Consider the following 20,144-nt stretch of genomic DNA (forward strand, 5'->3'; position numbering starts at 1 on the left):
AAATTTGATGAGATTTGGATTTTATCTGACGCTATATTTGTTAATAATTCATTAATATGAAACTTATAATTAACATCTATGCATCATTTGACGTAAATTGAAGCCATGGATCGTCGTTTTTACGGTGACGGGAAAATAATAAAATGTCGAAATTGAGAACTGAATCGATACCGGAAAAGGGTGCTCAACATTTTTCCGTTCGATGATATGCTCACCACTCTTTTCGCCCAGGACGTTATCATTGTGGCGGCCTGTATTGTTACCGTGGAGAACTCATGCAACGCGTTCAACGCATCATTGTCACGTTGATCCTGGCTATCCTGTCTTTTAATGTCGGTGCGCATCCCCACAGTTTTATCCATCTGAAAACTGAGATAGTGAGTGAAAATAACCAGTTTGTAGCGCTGAAAATGCGCTGGACGATGGATGAAATCACCTCGGCTGATCTGCTTTATGATGCGGGGAATGCCAAACCGGGTGATGAGATCTGGAAAAAACTGGCGGCAGAAGTGATGGCCAACGTCCTTGGGCAGCACTATTTCACTGAAGTGTGGCATGCGGGACAAAAGGTAAAGTTTAAAAATCGGCCGACGGAATATGGTATGGAACGTGAGGATCATCAGGCGGTGCTGACATTTGTGCTGCCGTTGGCAGAGCCGCAGCCGTTGAACGGACAAAAATATAGTATTTCAACGTTCGATCCGACCTACTACGTCGATATGAGCTATGACAAAGACAGTGATGCCTCTCTGGCACAGCCCCTACGCCAGCAATGCCGGATTTCCGTGCATACGCCGACACCGAATGAACAAACGCTGAGTTTTGCACAGTCGCTGGATAAAGAAGATGCACCACCGGAGGATATGGAATTAGGTAAACAGTTTGCACAGACGGTGACGTTACAATGTCAGTAATTTATCGACCACACACGGTCAGACGTCGTTGGCTTAGCCTATGGCCGCTGGCGCTGTTTTTGCTACTGGCGACGGGCGGCATACTGTGGCTATGGCAGATCTGGCCGCAGGTCATGGTGAAAAGTATTGTCTGGCAGCGGGATGTTAATCAGCAGATGAGTGGGTTGCTCAAAGCGGTTGCTGCTAATCCGACCCGGGCCGGGGGATCGCTGCTGCTGTTTAGTTTCCTGTATGGGGTACTACACGCGCTGGGGCCGGGACACGGGAAAATTGTTATTACCACCTGGCTTGCGACCCATCCGTCGAAGTTGAAGTCGAGTATCGGGCTGACGCTGGCGTCTTCGTTGTTACAGGGACTGGTCGCAATTGGGCTGGTGATAGTGGTGCTTACGGTACTGCAGCTACCGGCCCGGCAATTGCATATGAGCAGTTTCTGGCTGGAGAAAGGAAGTTATGCGTTGGTGGGGGTGTTGGGGGTGCTGCTGTGCGTTCGTGCGCTGAGAAAGCTGCGCCAGTTGCTGCGTCGCCCGACGTTTACCGCTTTTGCGCCGCAGCATATCCATCATGATGGCTGTGGTTGTGGGCATCAACATTTGCCAGACCCTGAGCAGATACAACACGGGGATGACTGGCGTGCGCGACTGATGATAATTCTGTCTATGGGCATGCGCCCGTGCTCCGGAGCCATCATGGTGCTGCTGTTTAGCAAAGTGGTTGGCGTGTTTAACTGGGGGATGGCATCGGCGCTGGCCATGGCGGCTGGAACGTCACTGACGATCACATCTTTAGCTTTACTGGTGCACAGTTTCCGCTCGCTGGCGGTGAAAGTCAGTGGCAATAACGCGCCGGTACTGTGGCGGCAGATTGGCTGGACAACGCTGGCAGTAGCCGGAGGCATGGTGCTGATTGCCGCTGCGGTGGTGATGTGGATGAGTGCGGTGCCGGTGGGGCGGGGGATAAGACCGTTTTAGGTTAGAACGGTATAGTATGAATTGTAGGCCGGATAAGACGCGAAAGCGTCGCATCCGGCACCACAGCAGATTAACGCTTCAGCGCATCGCTCAGTTCGTCACGCATGTTAGCCAGCATGGCTTTAACGACGCGCGGGTTACCAGCAACAATGTTGCCAGTCGCCATGTAGTTATGACCACCGGTAAAGTCGCATACCAGTGCGCCAGCTTCACGGGCAATCAGTTCACCTGCGGCAAAATCCCACGGGCGCAGGCCAATTTCAAAATAACCATCAACGCGTGCAGCGGCAACGTATGCCAGATCCAGCGCAGCAGAACCCGTGCGACGGAAGTCCGCGCATTCGGTGAACATGTTGCCGAGGATTTTCATATAAGAAGCGGCGTGCTGCTTCGCTTTGAACGGGAAACCGGTGGCGATGATGGTGCCATCCAGATCGCGAGCCGTGCTGCCGCGCAGACGGTAGCCGTTCAGCTGTGCGCCCTGACCACGAGTCGCAGTGAACAGTTCGTTACGCATTGGATCGTAAACAACAGCGACTTCAGTACGACCTTTGATGCGTACTGCGATAGATACCGCGAAATGCGGCAGACGTTTTACGAAGTTGGTGGTGCCATCCAGTGGATCGATAACCCATTGAACATCCAAATCTTCACCAACATGTTCACCGCTTTCTTCGGTGATGATGGTGTGCTGTGGGTAAGATTTGCGGATCGTTTCGATAATAATCGCTTCGGCGGCTTTATCGACGTTAGTCACGAAATCATTGCTGCCTTTCTGGCTGGTTTCTACAGAGTCTGGGGTTTCGTAGTGTTTGGCAATTACATTACCCGCCTTGCGCGCTGCGCGCACGGCGATGGTCAGCATCGGATGCATCGGTCTCTCTCACTGGATGTTAAAGAACGGGAAAACGGCGCAGAGTATAGCAGCGAGTTCGGATTATGTCTTCGTTTTATGATAATATGGGCGAATAATCTTTAGCCGAAGAAATACAATGCTGCAAAATATTCGAATCGTGCTGGTGGAAACGTCTCACACTGGCAACATGGGCTCTGTTGCCCGCGCAATGAAAACGATGGGTTTAACCAATCTGTGGCTGGTAAATCCATTAGTAAAACCGGACTCCCAGGCTATCGCTCTGGCGGCTGGCGCCAGTGATGTGATTGGCAGTGCGCAAATCGTCGATACGCTCGATGAAGCACTGGCGGGTTGTAGCCTGGTTGTCGGAACCAGCGCGCGTTCCCGCACGTTGCCGTGGCCGATGCTGGATCCGCGTGAGTGTGGCTTAAAAAGCGTTGCTGAAGCGGCAAATACGCCGGTGGCGTTGGTTTTTGGTCGTGAACGCGTTGGTTTGACTAACGAAGAACTGCAAAAATGCCATTATCACGTCGCTATTGCCGCGAACCCGGAATACAGTTCGCTCAATCTGGCGATGGCGGTTCAGGTCATCTCTTATGAAGTCCGCATGGCCTGGCTGGCAACGCAGGAAAGCGGTAAAGCAGCTGACTATGAAGAAACCCAGTATCCACTGGTCGACGATTTAGAGCGTTTTTACGGTCATCTGGAACAGACACTGCTGTCGACCGGGTTTATCCGTGAAGGCCATCCGGGGCAGGTGATGAACAAGCTGCGTCGTCTGTTTACTCGCGCACGTCCAGAGAGCCAGGAACTGAATATTCTGCGCGGGATTTTAGCGTCGATTGAACAGCAGAATAAAGGGAAGTAACCTGTCTTTACGCCGGATGGCGCTTCGCTTATCCGGCCTACAGGCCGCACGATTTGTCGGCCGGATAAGCGAAGCGCCATCCGGCAAACGAATACCGCACGGAACGCAAAATACCTGACTAAATTAGTCAAGTAAATAGTTGACTGATTTAGTCGGGAATGTCAGACTTGCCCCTGCTATGCAATACCCCCATTTTACAATAAAAAACCCCGGGCAGGGGCGAGTTTGAGGCTAAGTAAGACATGAGACTGACATCAAAAGGGCGTTATGCCGTGACCGCAATGTTGGACGTTGCGCTCAACTCCGAAACGGGCCCGGTACCGTTGGCTGATATTTCTGAGCGTCAGGGCATTTCCCTGTCGTATCTGGAGCAGTTGTTCTCCCGTTTGCGTAAAAACGGTCTGGTTTCCAGCGTACGCGGACCAGGCGGCGGATATCTGCTGGGTAAAGATGCAGGCAGCATCGCAGTAGGTGAAGTTATTAGCGCTGTTGACGAGTCTGTAGATGCGACCCGTTGCCAGGGTAAAGGCGGTTGTCAGGGCGGCGATAAGTGCCTGACCCACGCGCTGTGGCGCGATCTTAGCGACCGCCTGACCGGTTTCCTCAATAACATTACGTTGGACGAACTGGTAAATAATCAGGAAGTCCTCGATGTGTCTGGTCGCCAGCACACGCATGACGCTCCACGCACTAATCGTGCTCAAGACGCGATCGACGTTAAGTTACGCGCATAATAAAAGTATTTTAGAATCAGGCCGGGACGCCAGACGCCCCGTTAACTCGGTCGTACATCCAGCCGGTTGCCTGATTCCTTGCATTGAAGCGATGTACGGAGTTTATAGAGCAATGAAATTACCGATCTATCTCGATTACTCCGCAACCACGCCGGTGGACCCGCGTGTTGCCGAGAAAATGATGCAGTGTCTGACCCTGGACGGAAACTTTGGTAACCCAGCGTCTCGTTCACACCGTTTCGGCTGGCAGGCTGAAGAGGCGGTAGATATCGCCCGCAACCAGATTGCCGACCTCGTGGGCGCTGACCCGCGTGAAATCGTCTTTACTTCCGGTGCGACTGAATCCGATAACCTGGCGATTAAAGGTGCAGCCAACTTTTATCAGAAAAAAGGCAAGCACATCATCACCAGCAAAACCGAACACAAAGCCGTGCTGGACACCTGTCGTCAGCTGGAGCGCGAAGGGTTCGAAGTCACCTACCTCGCCCCGCAGCGTAACGGCATTATCGACCTGAAAGAACTTGAAGCGGCGATGCGTGATGACACCATCCTCGTGTCCATCATGCACGTGAACAACGAAATTGGCGTGGTACAGGATATTGCGACGATCGGCGAAATGTGCCGCGCGCGTGGCATCATCTATCACGTTGATGCAACCCAGAGTGTAGGTAAACTGCCTATCGACCTGAGCCAGCTGAAAGTGGACCTGATGTCCTTCTCTGGCCACAAAATCTATGGCCCGAAAGGTATCGGCGCGCTGTATGTGCGTCGTAAACCGCGTATCCGTATCGAAGCGCAGATGCACGGCGGCGGTCACGAGCGCGGCATGCGCTCCGGTACGCTGCCTGTTCACCAAATTGTCGGTATGGGTGAAGCTTACCGTATCGCCAAAGAAGAGATGGAAACCGAGATGGCGCGTCTGCGCGGTCTGCGTAACCGTCTGTGGAACGGTGTGAAAGACATGGAAGAGGTATACCTCAATGGTGACCTCGAGCATGGCGCACCGAACATTCTCAACGTCAGCTTCAACTTTGTTGAAGGCGAGTCGCTGATTATGGCGCTGAAAGATCTGGCGGTATCTTCCGGTTCTGCATGTACCTCTGCAAGCCTGGAACCTTCCTACGTGCTGCGTGCACTGGGGATGACTGACGAGCTGGCACATAGCTCAATTCGTTTCTCTTTAGGTCGTTTCACTACCGAAGAAGAGATTGACTACGCCATCAATCTGGTTCGTAACTCCATCGGCCGTCTGCGCGACCTTTCTCCGCTGTGGGAAATGTTCAAGCAGGGCGTGGATCTGAACAGCATTGAATGGTCACATCACTAATCGGTACCGATAAGGAGAATTCATCATGGCTTACAGCGAAAAAGTAATCGATCATTACGAGAATCCACGTAACGTGGGTTCTTTTGACAACAGCGACGAGAACGTGGGCAGCGGCATGGTGGGTGCACCGGCCTGTGGCGACGTGATGAAGTTGCAGATCAAAGTCAACAATGAGGGTATCATTGAAGACGCGCGTTTCAAGACTTACGGCTGCGGTTCCGCTATTGCCTCCAGCTCTCTGGTTACCGAATGGGTAAAAGGGAAATCTCTGGATGAAGCACAGGCGATTAAAAACACCGATATTGCCGACGAACTTGAACTGCCACCGGTGAAAATTCACTGCTCTATTCTGGCTGAAGACGCGATTAAAGCCGCGATTGCGGATTACAAAAGCAAACGTGAAGCAAAATAATTAAGAGTTGAGGTTTTATTATGTCGATTACCTTAAGCGACAGTGCAGCAGCGCGTGTAAATACCTTCCTGGCAAACCGCGGTAAAGGGTTTGGTCTGCGTCTGGGCGTGAGAACCTCCGGCTGCTCAGGTATGGCCTATGTACTGGAATTTGTTGACGAGCCGGCGGCTGAAGATACCGTGTTTGAAGACAAAGGCGTAAAAGTCGTGATCGACGGAAAGAGCCTGCAATTCCTCGACGGTACGCAGTTAGACTTCGTCAAAGAAGGTCTGAACGAAGGGTTTAAGTTCACTAACCCGAACGTGAAAGACGAATGTGGATGCGGCGAAAGCTTCCACGTGTAACGCGCTTACTGATAACCCCACCGTGGTCGCCTGCGCGTGGGGTTTGTTTTACCTGACTCTCTGGTTTTGCCTCATCGAACAACAGAGAATCGATGCCCTGAGAATGTTATGGACTACTTCACCCTCTTTGGCTTACCGGCCCGTTATCAGCTCGATACTCAGGCGCTGAGCCTACGTTTTCAGGATCTACAACGTCAGTATCATCCTGATAAATTCGCCAGCGGTTCTCAGGCGGAACAACTTGCTGCAGTTTCGCAGTCCGCCACTATCAACCAGGCCTGGCAAACGCTGCGTCATCCCTTGATGCGCGCCGAATACTTACTGTCTTTACACGGTTTTGATATCAGAAGTGAACAGCACACGGTGCGCGACACTGCTTTCCTGATGGAACAGTTGGAGCTGCGTGAAGAGCTGGACGAAATTGAACAGGCAAAAGACAGTCAACGACTGGATGCGTTTATGAAACGTGTCAGCGACATGTACAATGTTCGCCATCAATTGATGGTAGAACAGCTGGATAGCGAGACGTGGGACGCGGCGGCAGATACCGTGCGTAAGCTGCGTTTTCTCGATAAACTGCGAAGCAGTGCAGAACAACTCGAAGAAAAACTGCTCGATTTTTAATTTCCGGAAGCGAAAATGGCCTTATTACAAATTAGTGAGCCTGGTCTGAGCGCTGCGCCGCACCAGCGTCGTCTGGCGGTAGGCATCGATTTAGGCACCACCAACTCCCTGGTTGCAACTGTACGCAGCGGCCAGGCCGAAACGTTGGCCGACCACGACGGTCGCCACCTGTTGCCGTCAGTGGTTCACTATCAGCAGCAGGGCTACTCAGTCGGTTACGATGCGCGTGCTAACGCGGCGCTGGATACGGCAAATACCGTCAGTTCGGTAAAACGCATGATGGGCCGCTCGCTGGCGGATATTCAGGCGCGCTACCCGCATTTGCCTTATACGTTCCAGGCGAGTGAGAACGGTCTGCCGATGATTGAAACTGCTGCTGGCTTACTCAATCCAGTACGCGTCTCTGCTGACATTCTGAAAGCGCTAGCCGCGCGGGCAACCGAAGCGCTGTCCGGCGAACTGGATGGCGTGGTGATCACCGTTCCGGCCTACTTTGATGATGCTCAGCGTCAGGGCACGAAAGATGCTGCGCGTCTGGCGGGCCTGCATGTACTGCGTCTGCTGAATGAACCGACCGCTGCCGCGATTGCCTATGGCCTGGATTCAGGTCAGGAAGGTGTCATTGCCGTTTATGACCTTGGCGGCGGTACGTTTGATATTTCTATTCTGCGCCTGAGCCGTGGCGTGTTTGAAGTGCTGGCGACCGGTGGTGATTCCGCACTCGGTGGCGACGATTTTGACCATCTGCTGGCCGACTACATCCGTGAGCAGGCGGGCGTTGCCGATCGCAGCGACAACCGCATACAGCGTGAACTGTTGGATGCCGCGATTGCCGCTAAAATCGCGCTCAGCGATGCGGACTCTGTCACCGTTAACGTGGCGGGATGGCAGGGTGAAATCACCCGTGAAACCTTTAATGAACTGATTTCCGCACTGGTTAAGCGCACGCTGCTGGCTTGCCGCCGCGCACTGAAAGATGCTGGCGTTGAGGCGCAAGACGTTCTGGAAGTGGTGATGGTTGGTGGTTCAACGCGCGTGCCGCTGGTGCGTGAACGCGTCGGCGAATTCTTTGGCCGTACGCCGCTGACCTCGATTGATCCGGATAAAGTCGTTGCCATCGGCGCGGCTATTCAGGCCGATATTCTGGTTGGCAATAAACCGGACAGCGAAATGCTGTTGCTGGACGTTATCCCGCTGTCCCTGGGACTGGAAACCATGGGCGGTCTGGTGGAGAAAGTGATTCCGCGTAACACCACGATTCCGGTGGCACGGGCACAAGACTTTACCACCTTTAAAGACGGGCAAACGGCGATGTCGATTCACGTGATGCAGGGCGAGCGTGAGCTGGTGCAGGACTGCCGTTCGCTGGCACGTTTTGCACTGCGCGGCATCCCGGCACTACCTGCGGGTGGGGCGCATATCCGCGTGACCTTCCAGGTGGATGCTGATGGCCTGTTGAGTGTGACCGCCATGGAGAAATCCACCGGCGTTGAATCCTCCATCCAGGTCAAACCGTCCTACGGTCTGACGGACAGCGAAATCGCCTCTATGATTCAGGATTCGATGAGTTTTGCCGAGCAGGATGTAAAAGCGCGTATGCTGGCAGAACAAAAAGTCGAAGCAGCACGTGTACTGGAAAGCCTGTTCGGTGCGCTCGCTGCTGATGCCGCGCTGTTAAGCGCCGCAGAACGTCAGATTATCGACGCCGCCGCCGCGCATTTGAGCGAGGTTGCACAGGGCGACGATGTTGACGCGATAGAACAAGCCATTAAAAACGTAGACAAACAAACCCAGGATTTCGCCGCTCGCCGCATGGACAAATCTGTCCGTAGCGCGCTGAAAGGCCATTCTGTGGACGAGGTTTAATATGCCAAAGATTGTTATTTTGCCTCATCAGGATCTCTGTCCCGATGGTGCCGTTCTGGAAGCTGAGACTGGCGAAACGATTCTCGACGTTGCCCTGCGTAACGGCATCGAGATTGAACACGCCTGTGAGAAATCCTGTGCCTGTACGACCTGTCACTGCATCGTACGTGAAGGTTTTGATTCTTTGCCGGAAAGCACAGAAGAAGAAGACGACATGCTGGATAAAGCCTGGGGTCTGGAGCCGGAGAGCCGTTTGAGCTGTCAGGCGCGGGTCACTGAGGACGATTTAGTGGTCGAAATCCCACGTTACACAATCAATCATGCACGTGAGCATTAACAGAGGGTAGTATGGGACTGAAGTGGACCGATAGCCGCGAAATCGGTGAGGCGTTGTACGACGCGTTCCCCGATCTCGATCCCAAGACCGTTCGTTTCACCGATCTGCACCAATGGATCTGTGACCTGGAAGAGTTCGATGATGATCCACAGGCATCGAACGAAAAAATCCTTGAGGCCATTTTGCTGGTCTGGCTGGACGAAGCCGAATAAGTCAACGGGCTGCCCACGGGTGGCCCGTTTTCCTGTATGCGCGAAAATAAGGATAAATAAAATGACAGAAGCCATGAAAATTACGCTTTCCACGCAACCTGCCGATGCCCGCTGGGGTGAAAAAGCAACATACAGTATCAATAATGACGGTATTACCCTGCACCTGAACGGAAAAGATGATCTGGGCCTTATCCAGCGTGCCGCGCGTAAAATTGACGGTCTGGGGATTAAACACGTTCAACTGGACGGTGAAGGCTGGGATACCGAGCGCAGCTGGGCATTCTGGCAGGGCTATAAAGGGCCGAAAGGCAGCCGCAAAGTTGAGTGGGCTGCTTTGGACGAGGCACAGCGCAAAGAGCTGGATAACCGTCTGAAAATTATCGACTGGGTGCGTGACACCATCAATGCCCCGGCGGAAGAACTCGGCCCGGAACAGCTGGCGCAGCGCGCGGTTGATCTGCTGTGCTCTGTCGCGTGCGATAACGTCTCTTACCGCATCACAAAAGGTGAAGATCTGCGTGAGCAGAACTACATGGGACTGCATACGGTGGGACGCGGTTCTGAACGTCCGCCGGTGCTGCTGGCGCTGGACTACAACCCAACTGGCGATAAAGAAGCGCCGGTTTATGCGTGTCTGGTCGGCAAAGGCATCACCTTTGACTCAGGTGGTTACAGCATCAAACAAAGCGCATTTATGGATTCAATGAAGTCCGATATGGGCGGTGCGGCAACCGTAACTGGCGCACTGGCATTTGCTATTACTCGCGGGCTGAACAAGCGCGTGAAACTGTATCTGTGCTGTGCGGATAACCTGATTAGCGGTAATGCCTTTAAACTGGGCGATATTATTCACTATCGCAACGGTAAAAACGTTGAGGTGATGAACACCGATGCAGAAGGTCGTTTGGTTCTGGCGGATGGCCTGATTGACGCCAGTGCGCAGAAACCGGAGCTGATTATTGATGCTGCCACGCTGACAGGTGCCGCGAAAACAGCACTGGGTAATGATTACCACGCGCTGTTCAGCTTTGATGACCAACTGGCTGCTCGCCTGCTGGCAAGTGCTGCACAAGAAAATGAGTTGTTCTGGCGTCTGCCCCTGGCGGAATTCCACCGTAACCAGCTGCCGTCTAACTTTGCCGAGTTGAATAACACCGGCAGCGCGGCCTACCCGGCTGGCGCAAGCACTGCGGCGGGCTTCCTGTCCCATTTCGTGGAAAACTACCAGCAAGGCTGGCTGCACATCGACTGTTCTGCAACTTATCGCAAAGCGCCGGTTGAGCAGTGGTCTGCTGGCGCAACTGGTCTGGGTGTGCGCACAATTGCGAACTTGTTAACCGCTTAATTATGTAGGCCGGATAAGCGTTAGCGCTATCCGGCAAGATAACGGCGGGGGCGCTTCGCTTGCCCGCCCTACATGCATCTCTATTGTGATCCTATGTTTGAAACAAAAAACGAATTAGAAACGTTGCTGGAACAAGCAGCGACAGAGCCAGCGCACCGTCCGGCCTTTTTCCGCACGCTGCTGGAGTCTACTGTCTGGGTACCGGGTACTGCCGCAGAAGGTGAGGCGGTCGTAGAAGACAGTGCGCTGGATCTGCAGCACTGGGAAAAAGAAGACGGCACGACGGTGATTCCGTTCTTCACCTCTCTGGAAGCTTTACAACAGGCCGTGGAAGATGAACAAGCGTTCGTCGTTATGCCGGTGCGCACATTGTTTGAAATGACGCTCGGCGAAACACTGTTTCTCAATGCTAAGCTGCCAACGGGCAAAGAGTTTATGCCACGCGAAATCAGTCTGCTGATGGGGGAAGAAGGCAACCCTCTGAGTACCCAGGAAGTACTGGAAGGCGGTGAATCGCTAATTCTCTCCGAAGTTGCCGAACCGCCCGCACAGATGATTGACTCGTTGACCACACTGTTTAAAACCATTAAACCGGTGAAGCGTGCATTTCTCTGCTCAATTAAAGAGAGCGCGGATGCTCAGCCGAACCTGTTGATTGGTATTGAAGCCGATGGCGATATCGAAGAGATTATTCATGCTACTGGCAGCGTTGCAACTGACACGTTACCGGGCGATGAACCCATTGATATTTGCCAGGTGAAGAAAGGTGAGAAGGGCGTCAGCCACTTTATTACCGAGCACATTGCACCGTTCTATGAACGCCGCTGGGGCGGTTTCCTGCGCGACTTTAAGCAGAATCGGATTATCTAAAAGACCAGGCCGGGTGGCGACGTATACGTCTTACCCGGCCTGGGATGTGCGCTATTTTGTAGGCCGGATAAGCGAAGCGCCATTCGACATTTCCAGCTTTATAATACCGGTTCTACCGGTAAATCACTCCGCGATCCCCATTCGCTCCACGCACCGTCATACAAGGACACATCAGGAACCTCCAGCGTGGCAAGCGCCAACACGACGACGGCAGCCGTCACACCGGAACCGCAACTGGCAATGATTGGTCTGTCAAAGCTCACGCCGTGGCTAAAGAAAATCGCATCCAGCTCATCGGTGGTTTTCAACTCTCCGTCACGTACCAGTTCTGTCCACGGCACGTTCAGTGCTCCTGGAACATGACCGCGTTTCAGGCCTGGTCGAGGTTCATCAACCTGGGCATTAAAACGTGCCGCCGGGCGGGCATCGACGATCTGTGCCGTTTTTTCATGGCTGGCCAGCAGCACATCGGTCACGCGTACAACCGCTTCAGGCGCGAATGCTGTATCAAATTCACCTTCGGGCAAATCAACGTTTCCTGTCTGCAGGGGGAGCTCATCACGCTGCCAGCCAGCCAAACCGCCAGCCAGAATTGAGACATTCTCAACGCCAAATGTCCGCAACATCCACCATGCCCGCGGGGCAGAGAACAGATTACCTTCATCGTATATCACCAGGTGCTTATCTTGGTGCACGCCTAACTCGCGCATGGCGACGGCGAAGGCTTCCGGGCGCGGCATCATGTGCGGAAAGGGGGAGGTGTGGTCAGAGAGGGCTTCAATATCAAAAAAGACAGCGCCAGGGATATGGCCTGCACGATATTCCTCGCCAACATCGCGATCTTCCTGGCCTGGAGGTGCCATCCGGGCATCAAGAATTTGTATTTCCGGGTCGTCAATATGTTCGACAAGCCAGTCGGCAGCGACAAAGAAGGCGGTAGTCATAGGCATCTCCATTTTTACCAGGTTTCGGCAAATTGTCGGATGTTTACTGTAAAGCGACAAGTAAAAGAGGCTGATTTGTCAGGCCGAACCACATTAATCATTAAAATTCAGACAATATCATTCGCTTGCCGACTTCCACCGTAAGAAATCTGACGCATAATAGTTGTACTACGTAGCTAACAGGCCACTGCGGCCAGGGATGAAAAATGAAATATATTCGCGTAGCGGCCTGCATGCTGATGCTGGCCCTGGCAGGGTGCGATAATAATAACGATAAGCCGCCAACAGCGGCGAAAAATGATGCGCCAGCCCCGCAGAGCGCACCGGTAAAAGATCCGGCGCAATTACAAAAGCTGATACAGCAGAGTCAGGGCAAGTCGCTCACACTGCTGGATGCCTCTGAAGTTCAGCTTGATGGCGCAGCAACCCTGGTCCTGACTTTCTCTATTCCTCTCAATCCCGAACAAGATTTTTCCCGCGTCGTGCACGTTGTCGATAAAAAAAGCGGCAAAGTGGACGGGGCCTGGGAGCTGGCGCCGAATCTGAAAGAGCTGCGTTTACGCCACCTTGAACCCAACCGCGAGCTGGTGGTCACCATTGAGCGTGACTTGTTGGCATTGAATAAAGCGGCGTTTGGTATTGAGTATGAAAAAAATATTACCACCCGCGACGTTCAGCCAAGCGTAGGGTTTGCCAGTCGTGGCTCGCTGCTGCCGGGCAAAGTGATCGAAGGATTACCGGTGATGACGCTGAACGTTGATAGCGTTGATGTGAACTTCTTTCGCGTGAAACCTGAATCGCTCGGTGCCTTTGTCAGCCAGTGGGAATACCGTAACGCATTGTCCAACTGGGAATCAGATAACCTGCTGAAAATGGCGGAACTGGTGTATACCGGGCGCTTTGATCTCAATCCAACGCGTAATACCCGAGAGAAACTGTTGCTGCCGTTGAGCGATATCAAGCCGCTGCAGCAGGCGGGCGTGTACGTGGCGGTGATGAATCAGGCTGGGCATTACAACTACAGCAATGCCGCGACGTTATTTACGCTCAGCGATATCGGTGTTTCTGTCCACCGTTACCACAACCAACTGGATGTTTTCACACAAAGCCTGGAAAACGGTGCTGCGCAACAAGGGATTGATATCACCTTACTCAATGAGAAAGGGCAGACATTGGCGCAAGCCACCAGTGATGCGCAGGGGCATGTAAAGCTTGAAACTGATAAAGATGCGGCTTTATTGCTGGCGCGAAAAGATGGGCAAACCACATTGTTGGATTTGAAACTCCCGGCGCTGGATCTGGCCGAGTTTGATATTGCCGGTGCGCCGGGCTACAGCAAGCAGTTCTTTATGTTTGGTCCGCGCGATCTCTATCGTCCTGGTGAAACGGTGATCCTCAACGGATTACTGCGTGATAGTGACGGAAGAACACTGCCCGATCAGCCCATTAAGCTGGAGGTCGTGAAGCCCGACGGGCAGGTGCTACGTTCGGTGGTCAGCCAACCTGAAAACGGTCTGTATCGCTTTAGCTGGCCGCTGGACAGCAGTGCGCCAACTGGTATGTGGCATATTCGGGCTAATACCGGTGATAACCAGTCGCGGATGTGGGATTTCCACGTCGAAGACTTTATGCCGGAACGAATGGCGCTCAATCTCGCTGCTGAAAAGACGCCCGTGGCGCCGGCGGATGACGTGAAGTTTTCCGTTGTGGGCTACTACCTGTATGGCGCACCTGCCAACGGTAACGCCCTGCAAGGCCAGCTTTTCCTGCGGCCGCTGCGTGAAGCGGTGCAGGCGCTACCAGGATTCCAGTTCGGTAATATTGCTGAAGAAAATCTGTCCCGTAGCCTCGATGAAGTTCAGCTTACGTTAGATGAACAAGGTCGCGGCGAGGTCATTGCCAGTAGCCAGTGGCAAGAAACGCATTCGCCGCTGCAGGTAATTTTGCAGGCCAGTCTGCTGGAGTCGGGTGGCCGTCCGGTGACCCGTCGGGCAGAACAAGCTATCTGGCCTGCGGATACGCTGCCGGGTATTCGTCCGCAGTTTGCGGCGAAAGCCGTGTATGACTACCGCACCGATACCACCGTAAATCAGCCCATCGTTGATGAAGACAGCAATGCCGCTTTCGATATCGTGTATGCCGATGCGCAAGGCGAGAAAAAAGCGGTAACCGGTTTGCAGGTGCGTTTGATCCGTGAACGTCGGGATTATTACTGGAACTGGTCTGATGGCGAGGGCTGGAAATCACAGTTTGACCAAAAAGATCTGGTTGAGGGTGAGCAGACGCTGGATCTTAAGGCCGATGAAACCGGTAAAGTTAGCTTCCCGGTAGAGTGGGGCGCATACCGCCTCGAGGTTAAAGCGCCAAACGATACGGTCAGCAGTGTACGCTTCTGGGCGGGTTATAGCTGGCAGGATAACAGCGACGGTAGCGGAGCGGTCCGTCCCGATCGCGTGACGTTGAAACTGGACAAACCTAATTATCGTCCCGGCGATACCATGAAGCTGCACATTGCTGCGCCAGCAGCGGGTAAAGGCTATGCGATGGTGGAATCGAGTGAGGGTCCGCTGTGGTGGCAAGAAATCGAGGTGCCTGCAGATGGTCTTGAGCTCTCTATTCCGGTCGATAAAAGCTGGAACCGCCATGATTTGTATCTCAGTGCGCTGGTGATCCGCCCTGGTGACAAATCCCGTTCAGCAACGCCTAAACGTGCGGTTGGACTGCTGCATTTACCGCTGGGGGATGAGAATCGTCGGCTGGCGCTGGCGCTGGAAAGCCCGGCGAAAATACGCCCGAATCAGCCGCTGACCGTCAAAATTAAGGCCAGTATTAAGAATGGTGAAGTGCCAAAGCAGGTGAATGTGCTGGTCTCTGCCGTTGACAGCGGGGTCCTGAATATTACGGATTACGTCACGCCAGACCCGTGGCAGGCATTTTTCGGGCAAAAGCGCTACGGCGCGGATATTTATGATATTTACGGCCAGGTGATCGAAGGTCAGGGGCGTCTGGCGGCACTGCGTTTTGGCGGCGATGGCGATGAGTTAAAACGCGGCGGAAAACCACCTGTCAATCACGTCAATATCGTCGCACAACAGGCTCTGCCGGTTACGCTCAACGAGCAGGGTGAAGGCACAGTGACGTTACCGATTGGTGATTTCAACGGCGAGCTGCGGGTAATGGCGCAGGCCTGGACGGCGGATGATTTTGGCAGTAGCGAAAGTAAAGCGGTCGTTGCCGCCCCGGTGATTGCTGAATTGAATACCCCGCGTTTCCTGGCCGGGGGCGATACGTCGCGACTGACGCTGGATGTAACTAACCTGACAGACAAACCGCAGACGCTGAATATCAAGCTTGCCGCCAGTGGATTACTGGAACTGATGGGGCAAGATCCGGCACCCGTGAATCTGGCACCAGGCGTACGTACCACGCTGTTTGTTCCAGTGCGTGCCCGGGAGGGATTTGGCGAGGGTGAAATTCAGGCTGAGATTTCAGGTCTGGAACTGCCTGGCGAAACGTTCTCTGCTTCACACAAGCAATGGAAGATCGGCGTGCGTCCGGCGTTCCCGGCGCAAACCGTCAATAACGGTGTTGCGCTCCAGCCGGGTGAAACCTGGCAATTGCCAGGTGAAGAGTTGGTTAATTTTTCAGCGGCTACAGTGCAGGGACAACTGTTGTTCAGCGGTAAGCCGCCGCTAAATCTGGCGCGCTACATCCGTGAACTGAAAGCCTATCCTTACGGTTGCCTCGAGCAAACCGCCAGTGGACTGTTCCCGTCGTTATATACCAATGCCGCGCAGCTGAAAGCGTTGGGCATAGCGGGCGACAGCGATGAGAAACGCCGTGCGGCAGTAGAGATCGGGATTTCCCGGTTGCTGCAGATGCAGCGTGATAACGGGGGGTTTGCATTGTGGGACAAGAACGGGCCGGAAGAGTATTGGCTGACGGCCTACGTTATGGACTTCCTCGTGCGAGCAAACGAACAAGGTTATAGCGTACCGACAGAGGTGATTAACCGGGGGAATGAACGGTTGCTGCGCTATTTGCAGGATCCGGGCATGATGTCGATTCGCTATACCGACGATACCTCAGCAAGTCGCTTTGCAGTACAGGCTTACGCAGCACTGGTGCTGGCTCGCCAGCAGAAAGCCCCGCTCGGCGCACTACGCGAAATCTGGGAGCGTCGTGCACAAGCGGCGTCTGGTTTGCCGCTGCTGCAACTGGGTATTGCGCTGAAAAACATGGGGGATGCGAATCGCAGTGAACAGGCGTTGACGCTGGCATTGAATACACCACGCCGCGATGCGCAGCAATGGATGGCGGATTACGGTAGTCAGCTGCGCGATAATGCGCTGATGCTGGCATTGTTGGAAGAGAATAAGCTCAAACCTGACGTGCAGAATACGCTGTTGAATACGTTGTCAGAACAGGCCTTTGGTCAGCGCTGGCTCTCTACTCAGGAAAATAATGCGTTGTTCCTTGCCGCGCGTACGCTACAGGATTTACCTGGCACGTGGCAGGCGCAAACATCACTCTCTGAACAGCCGTTAGCGGGTGAGAAATCACAAACCCGGAATCTGGATGCCGACGAGCTGTCCACGCTGAGCGTCACGAATACCGGTAATCTTCCGCTGTGGCTGCGTCTGGATGTCAGCGGGTATCCGCAAACCTCACCGACGCCTGCCAGCAACGTCCTGTATATTGAACGTCAGATCCTGGGGCTGGATGGTCACAGCAAATCGCTGGACTCTCTGCGCAGCGGCGAACTGGTGCTGGTTTGGCTGACGGTGAAAGCCAGCCAGAACGTGCCTGATGCGTTAGTCGTTGATCTGCTGCCCGCCGGACTGGAACTGGAAAACCAGAATCTGGCCAACGGTAGCGCCAGCCTGCAGGATAGCGGTAGCGAAGTGGCGAATCTGCTCAATCAGATGCAGCAGGCGGATATTCAGCATGTGGAGTTCCGCGACGACCGTTTTGTTGCGGCGGTGGCAGTCAACGAAGGACAACCGGTCACGCTGGTGTATCTGGCGCGGGCGGTAACGCCGGGGACCTATCAGATTCCTGTACCGCAGGTGGAATCAATGTATGTTCCGCAGTGGCGTGCGACCGGAACGGCAGAGGGGCCACTGATTGTCAGACCGTAAATGATGCACCGGTTGGGGAAACGCGGCTGCTGGCTCTGGCTGGTCGCCGTTATGCTATTACTCGTGGCGGCGGTTTGGTCGGCAGATAAAATCTGGCCGCTGCCGCTTCATGAAGTCGATCCTGCGCGTGTCGTGGTGGCGTACGATGGTACACCGCTATGGCGTTTTGCCGATGTGGACGGTATCTGGCGCTATCCGGTCACAATTGATGAGGTCTCGCCGCGATACCTCGACGCGTTAATCAATTATGAAGATCGCTGGTTCTGGAAACATCCCGGTGTTAATCCGTTTTCGGTGCTGCGCGCGGCGTGGCAGGACCTCTCATCCGGGCGTGTCGTCTCGGGCGGCAGTACGCTCACCATGCAGGTAGCACGTATACTCGACCCCCACCCACGCACCTTTGGCGGTAAGTTCCGCCAGCTCTGGCGCGCGTTGCAGCTGGAGTGGCACCTTTCCAAGCGCGATATCCTGACGCTCTATCTGAACCGTGCGCCGTTTGGCGGCACGCTTCAGGGGGTGGGGGCAGCAAGTTGGGCCTATCTGGGCAAATCGCCCGCACAATTGAGTTACTCTGATGCCGCACTATTGGCTGTTCTGCCGCAAGCGCCGAGTCGTCTGCGCCCGGATCGTTGGCCAGATCGCGCCGAAGCTGCGCGCAATAAAGTGCTTGAGCGTATGGCGACGCAAGGGATTTGGCCCGCGAAGCAGGTACAGGAGTCGCGTGAAGAACCAGTCTGGTTAGCTCCCAGACAGATGCCACAGTTAGCGCCCTTATTCTCGCGCATGATGCTGGGAAAAAGTCGAAGTGACAAAATAGTGACCACGCTGGATGCCGGGCTGCAACGTCAACTGGAAGAGCTGGCGCAAAACTGGAAGGGGCGGCTTCCTGCGCGCACTTCGCTGGCGATGATTGTGGTCGATCATACCGATATGAGCGTGCGTGGCTGGGTGGGGTCGGTAGATATGAATGACGACTCCCGCTTTGGTCATGTGGATATGGTGAACGCGATTCGTTCTCCGGGATCGGTGCTGAAGCCATTTGTTTATGGCCTGGCGCTGGATGACGGATTGATTCACCCGGCTTCGTTGCTTCAGGACGTGCCGCGTCGTACCGGGGATTATCGTCCAGGGAATTTTGATAGTGGCTTTCATGGCCCGGTGAGCATGAGTGAAGCGCTGGTACGTTCGCTAAATTTACCCGCAGTTCAGGTGCTTGAAGCTTATGGACCGAAGCGTTTTGCCGCAAAATTGCGTAATGTGGGTTTGCCGTTGTACCTACCCGCAGGAGCTACGCCGAATCTGTCGTTGATCCTGGGCGGTGCGGGGGCGAGACTTGAAGATATGGCGGCAGCATACAGTGCGTTTGCCCGTCATGGTAAGGCGGGCAAACTGCGTTTGCAGCCGACAGATCCACTGCTGGAGCGCCCGTTGATGTCAGCAGGCGCGGCGTGGATTATTCGTCGGATTATGGCTGACGAAGCGCAACCTCTCCCGGATAACGCGCTGAGCAGAGTGGTTCCGCTGGCATGGAAAACAGGCACCAGTTATGGCTATCGTGACGCATGGGCAATCGGCGTTAATTCACGTTATGTGATAGGTATCTGGACCGGCCGACCCGACGGTACGCCGGTGGTCGGGCAGTTTGGTTTTGCCAGCGCCGTTCCTCTTTTAAATCAGGTGAATAATTTGCTGCTGGCGCGGGGAAGCGCTCAGCCGGAGGATCCGCGTCCTGATTCGGTTAGCCGCGGTGTGGTGTGCTGGCCTGGTGGACAATCTCTGCCGAATGGTGATGGTAACTGTCGTCGTCGTTTAGCCACGTGGCTACTGGACGGTAGCCAACCGCCAACGTTGCTATTACCCGAACAAGAAGGCGTGAGTGGCATTCGTTTTCCTGTCTGGCTGGACGATGAGGGAAAACGCGTTGCAGCGGATTGCTCGCAGGCTCGTGAGCAAACATTAATCGTCTGGCCATTGCCGCTGGAACCCTGGCTGCCGGAATCAGAGCGTCGGGGCGCGAGGTTACCGCCGGTTTCTACAATCTGTCCGCCGCTGGGGCAGGATGCTTCATTACCGCTGCAGTTGACAGGTGTGCGCGATGGCGCGATTGTGAAGCGTTTACCCGGTATTCAACAGGCTTCATTACCGGTGCAAACCAGCGGTGGGACAGGTGAGCGCTGGTGGTTTCTTAACGGTGAACGACTGGATGAGCGCGGGCGTCGTCTTACCCTGCGACTCACAGTAAAAGGGGATTACCAACTCCTGGTGATGGATGACGCGGGGCAAGTGGCGACGGTGAGATTTTCTTTGCAATAGACCAGGTTGAGATGTTTTGTTGCTAAAAATCATCTTATTTTAAAGAAATGTTACCTTCGTCAATAG

Annotated in this window: 17 protein-coding genes; 15 read left to right on the forward strand and 2 right to left on the reverse strand. The window is 54.1% G+C overall.

What is annotated here, in order from left to right; genetic code table 11:
• Positions 1-275: 275 nt before the first annotated feature.
• Positions 276-914, forward strand: a complete 639-nt coding sequence (locus QMN38_RS20180; RefSeq protein ID WP_271457603.1) for a DUF1007 family protein — start codon at positions 276-278, stop codon at positions 912-914.
• Positions 905-1,885 carry a nickel/cobalt transporter gene (locus QMN38_RS20185; RefSeq protein ID WP_323605810.1) on the forward strand — a complete coding sequence of 327 codons (981 nt, stop codon included), beginning with the start codon at positions 905-907 and terminating at the stop codon, positions 1,883-1,885. The genes QMN38_RS20180 and QMN38_RS20185 overlap by 10 nt, the downstream gene beginning before the upstream one ends.
• A 70-nt stretch (positions 1,886-1,955) precedes the next feature.
• Here the strand turns inward: QMN38_RS20185 and suhB are convergent, their stop codons facing one another.
• Positions 1,956-2,759 (reverse strand): inositol-1-monophosphatase, encoded by an 804-nt coding sequence (suhB, locus tag QMN38_RS20190; RefSeq protein WP_003835237.1) that lies wholly within the window; start codon positions 2,757-2,759, stop codon positions 1,956-1,958.
• Between the two features lie 118 nt (positions 2,760-2,877).
• Between suhB and trmJ the strand changes: the two genes are divergently transcribed.
• The 11 genes from trmJ to sseB all read left to right on the forward strand — a co-directional run bounded on the left by trmJ (position 2,878) and on the right by sseB (position 11,680).
• Positions 2,878-3,609, forward strand: a complete 732-nt coding sequence (gene trmJ, locus QMN38_RS20195) for a tRNA (cytosine(32)/uridine(32)-2'-O)-methyltransferase TrmJ (RefSeq protein WP_137384805.1) — start codon at positions 2,878-2,880, stop codon at positions 3,607-3,609.
• A gap of 242 nt (positions 3,610-3,851) precedes the next feature.
• Positions 3,852-4,343 (forward strand): Fe-S cluster assembly transcriptional regulator IscR, encoded by a 492-nt coding sequence (gene iscR / locus QMN38_RS20200; RefSeq protein WP_323605811.1) that lies wholly within the window; start codon positions 3,852-3,854, stop codon positions 4,341-4,343.
• 112 nt (positions 4,344-4,455) lie between these two features.
• Positions 4,456-5,670: a cysteine desulfurase gene (iscS, locus tag QMN38_RS20205; RefSeq protein WP_271440688.1), complete on the forward strand. Its 1,215-nt coding sequence runs from the start codon at positions 4,456-4,458 to the stop codon at positions 5,668-5,670.
• A 25-nt stretch (positions 5,671-5,695) separates the two neighbouring features.
• On the forward strand, positions 5,696-6,082 hold the full coding sequence (gene iscU / locus QMN38_RS20210) for a Fe-S cluster assembly scaffold IscU (RefSeq protein ID WP_002913991.1): 387 nt from the start codon (positions 5,696-5,698) through the stop codon (positions 6,080-6,082).
• A gap of 20 nt (positions 6,083-6,102) precedes the next feature.
• A complete protein-coding gene (gene iscA / locus QMN38_RS20215; RefSeq protein ID WP_003835203.1) occupies positions 6,103-6,426 on the forward strand; it encodes an iron-sulfur cluster assembly protein IscA in 324 nt (107 codons plus the stop codon).
• A 108-nt stretch (positions 6,427-6,534) separates the two neighbouring features.
• Positions 6,535-7,050, forward strand: a complete 516-nt coding sequence (hscB, locus tag QMN38_RS20220; protein ID WP_271440689.1) for a co-chaperone HscB — start codon at positions 6,535-6,537, stop codon at positions 7,048-7,050.
• 15 nt (positions 7,051-7,065) lie between these two features.
• A complete protein-coding gene (gene hscA / locus QMN38_RS20225) occupies positions 7,066-8,916 on the forward strand; it encodes a Fe-S protein assembly chaperone HscA (RefSeq protein WP_323605813.1) in 1,851 nt (616 codons plus the stop codon).
• Position 8,917: 1 nt separating this feature from the next.
• Positions 8,918-9,253: an ISC system 2Fe-2S type ferredoxin gene (gene fdx, locus QMN38_RS20230; RefSeq protein ID WP_003037690.1), complete on the forward strand. Its 336-nt coding sequence runs from the start codon at positions 8,918-8,920 to the stop codon at positions 9,251-9,253.
• Between the two features lie 11 nt (positions 9,254-9,264).
• Positions 9,265-9,465: a Fe-S cluster assembly protein IscX gene (gene iscX, locus QMN38_RS20235; protein WP_003037694.1), complete on the forward strand. Its 201-nt coding sequence runs from the start codon at positions 9,265-9,267 to the stop codon at positions 9,463-9,465.
• Between the two features lie 61 nt (positions 9,466-9,526).
• Positions 9,527-10,810 (forward strand): aminopeptidase PepB, encoded by a 1,284-nt coding sequence (gene pepB / locus QMN38_RS20240; protein ID WP_271440691.1) that lies wholly within the window; start codon positions 9,527-9,529, stop codon positions 10,808-10,810.
• Positions 10,811-10,903: 93 nt separating this feature from the next.
• Complete coding sequence (sseB, locus tag QMN38_RS20245) at positions 10,904-11,680, forward strand: enhanced serine sensitivity protein SseB (protein ID WP_323605818.1); 777 nt, start codon at positions 10,904-10,906, stop codon at positions 11,678-11,680.
• 98 nt (positions 11,681-11,778) lie between these two features.
• Here the strand turns inward: sseB and sseA are convergent, their stop codons facing one another.
• Positions 11,779-12,624 carry a 3-mercaptopyruvate sulfurtransferase gene (sseA, locus tag QMN38_RS20250; protein WP_271440693.1) on the reverse strand — a complete coding sequence of 282 codons (846 nt, stop codon included), beginning with the start codon at positions 12,622-12,624 and terminating at the stop codon, positions 11,779-11,781.
• A gap of 206 nt (positions 12,625-12,830) precedes the next feature.
• On the opposite strand from sseA, the gene QMN38_RS20255 reads away from it, so the two are divergent.
• Both QMN38_RS20255 and pbpC read left to right on the forward strand, forming a co-directional pair.
• On the forward strand, positions 12,831-17,765 hold the full coding sequence (locus QMN38_RS20255) for an alpha-2-macroglobulin family protein (RefSeq protein WP_323605820.1): 4,935 nt from the start codon (positions 12,831-12,833) through the stop codon (positions 17,763-17,765).
• Positions 17,766-20,078 carry a peptidoglycan glycosyltransferase PbpC gene (pbpC, locus tag QMN38_RS20260; RefSeq protein ID WP_323605821.1) on the forward strand — a complete coding sequence of 771 codons (2,313 nt, stop codon included), beginning with the start codon at positions 17,766-17,768 and terminating at the stop codon, positions 20,076-20,078. It begins immediately after the preceding gene.
• The last annotated feature ends 66 nt before the right edge of the window (positions 20,079-20,144 follow it).

It is taken from the genome of Citrobacter sp. R-1.5.2, from assembly GCF_035064245.1.
In the GTDB taxonomy this organism is placed as follows: domain Bacteria; phylum Pseudomonadota; class Gammaproteobacteria; order Enterobacterales; family Enterobacteriaceae; genus Citrobacter.